The sequence below is a fragment of the Microcoleus sp. B5-D4 genome, assembly GCF_036705145.1.
Classification (GTDB): Bacteria; Cyanobacteriota; Cyanobacteriia; order Cyanobacteriales; family Microcoleaceae; genus Microcoleus.
The window spans coordinates 144,166-150,745 of sequence record NZ_JAUBTV010000004.1 but is presented as its reverse complement, the minus strand read 5'-3'; the positions used below and the strand labels follow the sequence as shown (position 1 = coordinate 150,745).

The 6,580-nt window shown below is 48.6% G+C and carries 6 protein-coding genes; all 6 read right to left on the bottom strand.

The annotated features are described in order from the left end of the window. Window positions 1-94: 94 nt before the first annotated feature. Complete coding sequence (locus tag QUB10_RS03535; protein ID WP_333199606.1) at window positions 95-979, bottom strand: histidine kinase dimerization/phospho-acceptor domain-containing protein; 885 nt, start codon at window positions 977-979, stop codon at window positions 95-97. Window positions 980-1,413: 434 nt separating this feature from the next. Then, a complete protein-coding gene (locus QUB10_RS03530) occupies window positions 1,414-2,856 on the bottom strand; it encodes a 1-acyl-sn-glycerol-3-phosphate acyltransferase (protein WP_333199604.1) in 1,443 nt (480 codons plus the stop codon). A gap of 222 nt (window positions 2,857-3,078) precedes the next feature. Next, window positions 3,079-5,085 (bottom strand): ribonuclease R family protein, encoded by a 2,007-nt coding sequence (locus tag QUB10_RS03525; RefSeq protein ID WP_333199602.1) that lies wholly within the window; start codon window positions 5,083-5,085, stop codon window positions 3,079-3,081. A gap of 315 nt (window positions 5,086-5,400) precedes the next feature. Continuing rightward, the gene (gene rpsR, locus QUB10_RS03520) at window positions 5,401-5,616 is read right to left on the bottom strand and encodes a 30S ribosomal protein S18 (protein ID WP_006631377.1); all 216 of its coding nucleotides are present in this window, start codon (window positions 5,614-5,616) and stop codon (window positions 5,401-5,403) included. Window positions 5,617-5,784: 168 nt separating this feature from the next. Continuing rightward, the gene (rpmG, locus tag QUB10_RS03515) at window positions 5,785-5,973 is read right to left on the bottom strand and encodes a 50S ribosomal protein L33 (RefSeq protein WP_172186750.1); all 189 of its coding nucleotides are present in this window, start codon (window positions 5,971-5,973) and stop codon (window positions 5,785-5,787) included. 38 nt (window positions 5,974-6,011) lie between these two features. After that, window positions 6,012-6,545, bottom strand: coding sequence for an RDD family protein (locus QUB10_RS03510; RefSeq protein ID WP_333199599.1), 534 nt, complete (start codon window positions 6,543-6,545; stop codon window positions 6,012-6,014). Between the last annotated feature and the right edge of the window lie 35 nt (window positions 6,546-6,580).

Here is a 6,580-nt window from a genome sequence, read left to right as displayed (position 1 = left end):
CCAACTGCCAACTGCCAACTGCCAACTGCCAACTGCCAACTGCCAACTGCCAACTGCCAACTGCCAACTGCCAACTGCCAACTGTCAACTAACTTCATCCTTCCAACAATTCCGTAGCATTTGTGCAAGGCAGCCAGAGCACGTAGCGATATCCAGATTCCGGGGTTCCTTGAATCGAGAGTTGGCCGCCTTGAATTTCCACCAATTGGCAGCAAAGCAGCAGCCCCAAGCGTTCGCGCGCCCCGTAACCAGCTAACACTGGTGCACTATCCTCTGCATTCTGCGCCGCCAAAGCCGCCAACTCAGAAAACGCCAGCGTTAATCGCTGCGAACCCTGTGTCGGGAGTTGCGGTTCTCCGGGAGAGTCGGTTTCGGAGTTCGATGGCGAACCGCTACCCGATCCGACCTTCAACAAGTAGTCGGTGTAGAGTTTAGCATGGGGCAAACTTTCCCCTAACCAAGGATGAAAAACCCAAACTCCGATGTTGATACCCTCTTCTTTCCGAGAAACGTGGACTCGAATCACGCTGCCTGCCCCAGCAGATTGAATAATGCTAAAAATTAAGTGGTGCAGCATTTGCTGAACCTTATCTTTATCTACCAACCAGATGCGCGCTCCGGGCCCCATCGACAAATTAATTTCTTGCTCTCGTCTACTTGTCGCCGACGACAGGATTGTCACAACCTGCTGGCACAAAGTTTCTATATCGACTGCGGTTCGCTTCAAGGTGAAAGCGGAATCATCTAGTTCTGCCAGTTCCAAAATTTCTTCAACTAGCGATCGCAAAGAGCGGCTGCTGTCTTGGATCACGTCAATATATTCTTTTTGCTTGCTCGTTAAGGGGCCATAAATTTCTTGTTTCAACACGCTTGCCATGCCGAGGACAGAAGTGAGCGGTGTGAGCAATTCCTGCGCTAAATTATTCAGCAGTTTTACTTTAATTGAGTTAGTAGACAAATCGATAGGTTTGTTAGTCATCGCTAATTTTTATTGGTTCATTGTCGAGCGAGGGTTTGCGGTTCATGAGACCTATTCCCAAAGTCTATAACAATCTGTTTATAATTCACGACAAAAAAAAGTAGTGAAGAAAAATATATATTCCTTCTTCCCTAGAAGCTCTTGTTTATCTGAGTAATTAACTACCAGCCGGGAAGTCCCGGGCGTATATTTAAAGGGGATTAATCTGAGCGCTGCGCGAAGTACCCCGTTGGGAATTACTCCTTGGGATGAAAGGCTCGTCGGGTGTAGGTACCCAAACCGACAATTATTTCTGTATATCCCTTGATAATCTGGAAATACTCTGATAATATATTAGCAAGTGGGGGTGGAACTACCTCACTATAAAAAGCATGAGAAAAAAAAGGAAAAAGAAGCCTGCGGTCTAACTGTACTCATTTGACAGTCAGGTTTGTTCACGATTTAATCATTGCTTCTAAAGCTGATTGCAAGTCTTGAGTGAGTTCGGCAACTGCTAACCTGCGGCTGGTTTGATATCGATCCCAACGATCGCTCACTGATATGGGTTCGCCCACGGTCATTTGTACCTGCTGTTTGCCCAACTTCGGTCTGCCGAAAGGATTTCCCCCTTTGATGCGAGCCAGTACGTCCCACAGCAGTAAAGTTGTTTCTGCCAAACGTTCTGCTGTCAGTTGTTCTGCGACATATCTGCCCGTGACGGAAACGAAACTTTCTACAAGTCTCATGTGCCACATCCGAAGACTTGCTTCTTCAGCGAGGCGATCGGCTAATCCTCTTTCTAAGGGAGAAAGTGCTGCAATATTTTTGATATCTTCTCGATAAATATAGTCCCAGCCTGCTTGTTCCAGACGGCGGCAGCGGTCTATTAAACTGCCTTTGGGTTTTAAGTTAAAATATTCTTCTGCTACTTGCAAGGCCACGTCTAACAGTGCTTTCAGTCGAGCGATCATTACTTCATTGCCAGAATCATTTCCCGTTTTGTTGGGGAGGGATAATGATGTTAAAATAGAGGTTTCAGGCTGTAAAGTTTTATGATAAAAACGGCTGTAAAACTCTTCCATTACTGCTAGCAAATGACCGCCAAGTCGAATCAGGCGCAGGTATTGGAATTTGTGATTTGGGTTTTCGGAATCGGGATTGGCAGTGTCTAAAGTTGCGATATCGGTGCGTTCTAAGGGTGGCAGTCCGCAATCAATTTCTAATTGAGTTAAAAGTTTTTCTAGGGGTTGCCAAGGTGGATTGATATAGCGGTATTGAATGCCGATCGGCACAATTAAAACTTTTTCAGTGCGTCCGGCTTTTAGCAAATCTTCAACACACCAGAAGCCCATTTGAGCAATTCCCGGTTCGAGGGGACTAACTATTTCATTGTGACCGTTGGTAGCGCCTTCTGGGGCGGCGGCGATCGGGAATTGGCTGTTGGCAAATAAATTGCGGGCCGATCGCAATCCGGCGCGATCGATCTTACCGCGAACGATCGGAGTGCCACCGAGTTGGGAATACAACCAGCCGACTCCCGCACCGGCCCACAGGGGAATGCCGCGATCGTAGATAAAGTGGGAATGTACCGGGAATTGCAGGGGAATGCCTTTGGCCCGCGCCGCCTGGGGAACGAGTTTCCAAATTAGTTGTCCCAAACAGTAGGGATCGTCTGAGTTGGGGTGGCGGAAGGCTAGCAAGAAGCGAACTTTCTGATTTTGAAATTGGTGGAATAGTTCGGCGAGGGTTTCGACGTTTTCGGCTTGAACGTGGCTGATACTCGTCCGAAATCGCAGCCACCAGGGGAGTATTTGCTTACAACCTTGCATCACTAGAGGGTTGTAGGCTGGGGGTATGAATTCCAGCGGCGGCTGAACTTGGCTAATTGAATTGGGCATTTGGCGGTTTGAGATTTTAGATTTTAGTTAAGACGGCGGTTGAAACCGCCCCTACAGAAACAAAACCCGCCTGCGCGGGTTGAAGAGTAAACTCCCCTAAATTCCTGAGATGAAATTCCTCTGAGATGACTAACCCAAGCATATTGGTTTATAGCCACAAACGCACAATTCCTGTCACTAAGATTTTGGAAATCCCAAATTTAAAATCTCAAGTCTAAAATCCTATTGTGCCGCTTCAAATATCATTTCTTGGAAGTTAATGACATCCGATCGCGGATCGCAGTGGGTGACTTTGACTTCTAGCCGATCGCCTATTGCCACCGATCGACCAAATCGCATTGCCAATTCTAAACCCAAATCTTCCAATAAAATCAATCCGAGATTGCTGTCTTCCCTCAGCCAGCGCAGCATTAAAGCTTCCCAAACTTCATCGGGGTTGCGCCGCAAATATTCCAATCCCCAATAGCGGTTAGTTTGGCGTTCAACAGTGGATGCTTCTTTAACTGCGGTGCCGAGACACATCACAATGTCCTGTATTTCTTCAGCGGAAAAAGGCAGTGGTTCGCCCCGCAGGTGGGCTTTGATTTGGAAGTGAGTCAGCAAATCGGTATAGCGGCGGATCGGGGAAGTAACTTGAGTGTATAATTCCAAACCCAAGCCTGCGTGGCGTCCGGGGGTGAGGCCCATTTCGCTGCGGGGCATACACCGACGCACGGCGCAAGCGCGGGCGGGGCCTGCAGGCACGGCCAGCAGTTCTTCATCGGGAGGGAGTTCGGGCTGTGGCTGATAGCGGTAGGGTATGGGTAGGCTGTGAGTTTGACCGTAGCGGGCGGCTAGTTCGCCGGCTAAAATCATCATTTCGGCTACTAGCATCCGGGCTGTGGAGTCGTCGATGACGTGGATTTTGATGTCGTCGCCGTTGACTTTGATGACGGATTCGGGCATGAAAATGCTGATTGCGCCTTGGGCTTCCCGCCATTTTTGCCGCAGTTTTGCCGCTTGTGCGATCGCTGCTATTTCTGGTTCTGCTTCGATTCCCAACTCTAGCATTTCGTCTACGTCATCGTAGGTCAAGCGGTAGGTGGGTTTTATGGTGCTGATGTGGATGCTGTAATCTTGAGCCGCGCCGATTTCGTCTAAGGTGACGCTGAAGCTTAGGGCGCTGCACTCTTTGCCTTGAATTAAACTCATCGGCCCGGTTGCCAAAGCTGGGGGAAACATGGGAATCATTCCCGTGGGCAGGTAAACCGTAGTGGTGCGCTTTCTGGCTTCGAGGTCGAGTTCGTCTCCGGGGGAAAGCAAGCGGGTGGGATCGGCGATGTGTATCCAGATCCGCTGCTGGCCGTTTTCGAGGAATTCTAAGCTGAGGCCGTCGTCGATTTCGGTGGTGCTTTCGTCGTCGATCGTGTAAACCTTGAGGTGAGTTAAATCGAGACGATTTGTGTCCGAGTCGGTTGGGGGATTTTCTAGGCAGCGTTGGGCCACTTCTAATACCTTTGCGGAGAATTGTAGGGGAATTTGGCTGCGCCGCAAAAACAGGTTTTCGTGGTTACTCCAGAGGCCGAGATCGACTAGGAGGCCAAATGCTGCTTCGGGGTTTTCGGATCGTTGTAAGCTGGCTAAAGTTTCTAAGGCTGGGGTGCGGTGCGTTGCTTCTTCTCCGAGGAGGGCAAAGCGTTCTAGGGCGTCGAGGCGAGTTCGATCGCTATTTTCCCAATCTACATTTTCCCCTGCCAGCCGCTGTTTGACTCGATCCCAAAATCCTTGGGATTCTTGGTGTCGCTGCTGTTCTACTTCTTGCTGGTGTTTGATTTCGGCTACTTGGGCTGCCGATCGCGGTTCGTAGCGATCGCCCTTTTGTTTAAAATACAGTTTGTCTGTTGATAGCAAACAGTAAGCCGCGTAACACTGGGCCGCACTACTCTCAGAAAATAACAGCTTTGCCAGGGATTCGGGATCTGCTGTTTCTCCGTCACCGACTAAAAGTTCCCAAGCGACTTCCAAACTCGACGGATCTGAGTATGCTTCTACTTCTTTGAGAAATTTGGGAATATCGGAGGGTTTGTAAGTTTCTCCGACTACTTCGTAGCTGATTTGTTTGGGCGGTATGCTGTGCGGTTGACCGTTTTCGTCTACTACTACCCAGTTTTTCTTGCCGTCGGGGCGATCGGCAACTGCCAGACGGCGGTCGCCGTGCACTCTAAATTCTACTAACGTTCCCTTCTCCACTTGCCAGCTTTATATTTGAGATTTTGGATTTTTACAGTAGCCACTTATCGAGTTTCGAGCTTGCGATTTTAGATTTTGGATATTGGCAATTTTTCTGGTCAATTGTGAAAGTTAAAATCTAAAAAGTTGTTCTTTATTATTGCTTTTTTTTTTAACTTTTGACTTGTGATTAAGACTTGCGCTGCTGCGACTCTTAATCTTATTTCGCGATTATTTCGCTGCATTCTTGCTGCACTCTTAATGACAGAAAGACGTTGTTTTCGCGCAAGTCCTAATTCCCAGTCCAAAATCTAAAACCCAAAATCCCAAATCCTGTTAACCTTCTTGGTTTACGAAGGGCATCAAAGCTACAATTCTTGCTCTTTTGATGCTTCTGGTCAGGTCTCGCTGCTGTTTTGCCGTCAAACCAGTAATCCGGCGGGGCAAAATTTTACCGCGTTCTGTGACGTATTTTTTCAGCAAATCGACATCTTTGTAGTCGATCGGGTCTCCAGGTTTGATGGGCGAAACGCGCCGGCGAAAGTAAGTCATGGTTTGTTGTTTGTTGACTGTTGTTTGTTGACTGTTGATTGTGAGTTTTTAGTTATTAGCCGTTAGTTGCTAGCCGTCAGCAAAGCATTGGTTAATTATCTGCTTTTCGCCGATCAATATCAATTGCCAACAACTGATGACTGATGACTAAGGACTAATGACTAATCACTACTTGATCTCTTTGTGGGCAGTGTGCCTGTTGCAATGGGGGCAGAACTTTTTGAGTTCCAGCCGCGCCGTCGTGTTGCGACGGTTCTTGGTGGTGGTGTACCGAGACACGCCTTTTGAGCGTTTGCTTACGTTAGTACGGCACTCAGTACACTCTAGAGTAATTATGATGCGGACGCCTTTAGCCATAATTCTAAATAAATTTCGACTAATTTAAACACAATTTATTATCTTCTCACATTGCTCTGCACTTGGTCAAGCAATCTTCTAACTTTGATGTCGAGGGAGTAGCCGCGGCGGGTTCCGACGACCATCGTCCCCCCGATGCGATCGTGGAAAGCTTGGGGAAACCTTTCGCCGGAGTTGAGGGCAACGCTACAGTCGATCGCCAGGGGCAGCATCAGCAGCAAGACGGCGGCGTTGGTAGAGGTGAGCCCAGCTATACCTGCGAAGGCTAAGGCGGCGCAAATGCCCAGCAATGCCTCGCGCTTGCACAGTTCTTGCACTCCGGGAGTCCGTAGGAATCTGGTATCGGCAATTTTCATGTCCAAAGCCCAGCGCCCGATACTTTGACCTTGGTTTTTCCTGACGATGGCTACGCGCATGATCAGCCACAGCAGGACAAAAAATATGCTTTGGACGATCGCATTATTGCCCAGAAGCAAACTGGGCAGCCAAACTGCGATTCCGTCGATGCAGAAGGCCGCTGCGCGGCGGCCGACTGATACTTTGGGAAGGAGGGGTACTAAATCGGAACTCATAGGCAAAAAGGTCGATCGCCACTAGGTACTTTTTC